We start from the raw sequence: 3,340 nt of genomic DNA, 5'->3' as shown, positions 1-3,340 counted from the left end.
GGTGCTGAACGAGCGCCCGGGCCATCGCGCGCCGCGCGTGCGCTTCGAGCAGGAGCTGGAGGATTTCCTGTCGGACGAAGCGGCTGAGGAAACGCTCGACGCGGTGATCGACTGGGGGCGTTACGGAGAAGTGTTCTCGTACAACGACAAGACGGAAGTGTTCAGTCTCGAGGATGTGGAGTCGTAAAGTCTGGAAGTCGATACATAGGGCGCGACGTCCATCCGTCATCGATGTCGCGCCGACGCCGGAGCTTGCCGCACAGCCGGCAGCGCTGCCGGCTGTGCGGCCGTGAAGGTGCCGGCCAGGCCAATCGAAGAGCTATCCGATCAGACCGGAAACGACCCCGAGCGTCATTCCGGTTTCCGCGCAACACCGCACCATACCGCCGTCCGATCATAATGCCGGTCTAACAGCCCCGATGAGTCATCTCAAGAATAGCGAGATCGAATCGCAACTATCGTGTGACAATTTTCTACATTGTTCGATTCGATTGTTTGCAGAGGTAATGGGTCGATGTTGTGCGAAAGTGGGCGGATTTCGAGGATGCTATGTCGAACGCTTCTCGAGCGTTAATTAATTCAATTTTTAGAAGAATTGATTTTTCGTGACGGGGAATGGCACTGGGGGGTAGCTGCCGCGCACCCCAAAAGTATGAGGCTTGCCGGCCTGTTGCTCCATCCAGGGATTCGGCTCTATCGGTGTCTCGAGAGAAGAGATATTGAAATAGTCCAGGGACAGAGAAATAAAAAAATCACTCAAATGCGGCTCGGGGCTGTGAGCATATCGTAAAAGATGACGGCTTATCGGGTCTGGGGCAGCGTGTGTTCATTTTCGTGAGCATATGCTTCACTGGCGAGAGCGTAGTGGCACTGCGTCCCCGAATGCATGCGTGGGCGAACGTGCCGGTGTCCAACCTCTCGTTCAACAGCAGCCATGCCAACCATTCAGGATGTGCTGAAACACCCCGGTTCGGTCGTTACCCAACCGCTGCATCTGGAGATCGCGACGCTGGACGAGCCGATCTCCGTTCTGTCGTTTGTCCTGACCGAGGAAATGAATACGCGATTCCTCGCGGACATCACCGTGACGTCGCAAGACAAACGGATCGACGGTGCGACGATCGTCGGTCGGCCCGCGATCTTCACGATCGAGGAATACGCGTCCGTGCCGTCGATGGCCGGTGTGATCGATCCGGTTCGGCATGCTGCGCGTACCGTGCACGGCGTCGTCACGCAATGGACACGCGTCAAAACGTCTCGCGACGAGGCGACCTATCAACTGCACCTGAAGCCGCGTCTCTCGCTGCTCGAAGAGGTGCACGATTCGGCAGTATTTCTGGACAAGTCGTTTCGTGAGCTGCTGACCGACGTGATCGTCGATCGCAATCTGTTCCAGTCCTTCGATGTCGAGTTCGAGCTGGACGGGTTCGATGGGAAGCTGGAACAAACGGTGATGTACGAAGAGACGGTCGCGAACTTTATCGAACGACATTGCCGGCGCGCGGGAGTCTATTACTACTTCAAGCAGGCGAAGAAGGAGGACGGCCCGCAACGCGACACGTTGGTGTTCGGCAATACGCCGCGCGGCTATATGCGAGCGATCGAGGTGCCGTTGCTACCGCATTCTGGTCTGGCGAGCTGGCACGAGGCGATTCTGACGCTGGAAGTCACGCGCGCGCTGGTGCCGCAGAAGGTGCGCGAATGGGATCGCAACTATCGTGTACCCGACGATCCACTGCAGGTTGAATCGGTCGTGGCCAATGACGACCGTTCGGTGTACGGAAGCATGAACCGCAGCGTCGAGCATTTCCATTCGGTCGACGAAGGGCAGGCGCTGGCTGACGCGCGTCGTGACGAACTGCTCACGCGGCAGATGCGGCTCGCGGGCACGAGTAACGTAATCGGCATGACGCCCGGCATGGTGGTGCGGATCACCCATGACGTGGTGCCGGAGGCGCCGCACGGGATGGTGATCACGCGACTTGTCACGACCGGCAGTCGCAGCCAGTCCGTGACCAACACCTTCGAAGCGATTCCCGCGCACCAGACCTACCGGCCGGAATATGTTCCTGAAAAGCACTGGCGATGGGTCACCGGCATGCTGATCGGTGTGGTCGAGTCCGGTGATGACGAGCCGTACGCATGGATGGACGAGTACGGCCGCTATCGCGTCAGGCTTCTGTTCACGCGGCACAGCGGCAAGCGCGGCACGAACAGCATGCCATTGCGCCTGCTGCGTACGTCGGCGTCGTATCAGGGCGGCCTGCACATTCCATTGCTGCCGCGGTCGGAAGTACGCATTGTCGCGACTCAAGGAAATTGCGATCGCTTATTGATCGCAGGAGCCCTGCATGACCATGCGCGTCGGGACCTCGTGCATGGCAAGGAGGGCTGGTACAGCCGTGCCGTGTTCCGTTCGCCGTTGCTTGGCAACAAGCTGCGCTTCGAGGATCTGAAAGAGCACGAGGGCATCCGCCTGGCGACGGTGTTCGGACAATCGTCGCTCAACATGGGCCATCTGGTCGACGGTGGGAAGAACAAGCGCGGCGAGGGCTTCGAACTGACCACGCAGAACTGGGGCACGGTGCGGGCGCCGAAGGGGCTGTTCGTCTCGGCAGATGCAGCAGGTGGATCCGCGACGCCGCACCTCGATATGCCCGCCGCTGTCGCGCAGCTCAAGGCTGCATTGCAGCGCGTAACGGACCTTGCGGCTGCGACGACGCAGGTCAAGGCCGAGCCTGCGGACCGCGCGATGCAGGCGGCGTTGCTCGACAGCCTGAATCAACTTCGCGACGCGGGGCTGCTTGCCAGTGCCCCCGGCGGCATGGCGTTCGTGACACCGAAATCGGCGCAGCACTCGGCGGGCGAGAACGTAATCGTCACCGCGGGCCGGGATATGGACGTGAGCGTCGTCAGGCGCCTGCGCATGGTAGCCGGTGACCTGATCTCGCTGTGTGCGCACAAGCTTGGCATCAAGATTTTCTCGAAAGGGAAAATCGAGTTGCAAGCACAACGTGCTCCGATGGATCTCTTCTCCGACGAGCAATTGCACGTGTCGAGCGCCAACGCGAATGTGCTCGTGAATGCCAAGACTGGTGCGATGGTGGCCAGCGGCGGCGCGTCAATGACCATCGAGGACGGCAATGTCGTCTTTAACTGTCCAGGTGAATTCCGTATCAGGGCGGCCTCGTTCACGTTCGAAGGGCCTGGCAATACGTCCATCAACTTGCCGCAACTGCCGGTGAGTGACTACCAGCCCAGCGCCAAATACAGCCACACACAATAACGATCATGATTATCAGCCCGCCGTTTCTGCCCAAAGCCGGTCTCGCGGTCCCGA

2 protein-coding genes are annotated in these 3,340 nt (G+C 59.8%); both read left to right on the top strand.

The window, feature by feature from the left end:
- Nucleotides 1-187 (top strand): AAA-associated domain-containing protein (locus DIE15_RS36450; RefSeq protein ID WP_185643121.1); only part of this gene is annotated, 187 nt, incomplete at its 5' end.
- Between the two features lie 747 nt (nt 188-934).
- Nucleotides 935-3,286, top strand: a complete 2,352-nt coding sequence (locus DIE15_RS36445; protein ID WP_124835863.1) for a type VI secretion system Vgr family protein — start codon at nt 935-937, stop codon at nt 3,284-3,286.
- Nucleotides 3,287-3,340: the final 54 nt, after the last annotated feature.

The organism is Burkholderia sp. Bp9031, from assembly GCF_003857965.1.
Taxonomy (GTDB): Bacteria; Pseudomonadota; Gammaproteobacteria; order Burkholderiales; family Burkholderiaceae; genus Burkholderia; species Burkholderia ambifaria_A.
Note: the sequence above shows the minus strand (reverse complement) of the source record. Positions and strands in the feature narration are given on the sequence as shown.

What these genes read in the sequence shown, in the direction of transcription:
- DIE15_RS36445 (WP_124835863.1), top strand. Translation starts at nt 935, where the DNA reads ATGCCAACCATTCAGGATGTGCTGAAACACCCCGGTTCGGTCGTTACC.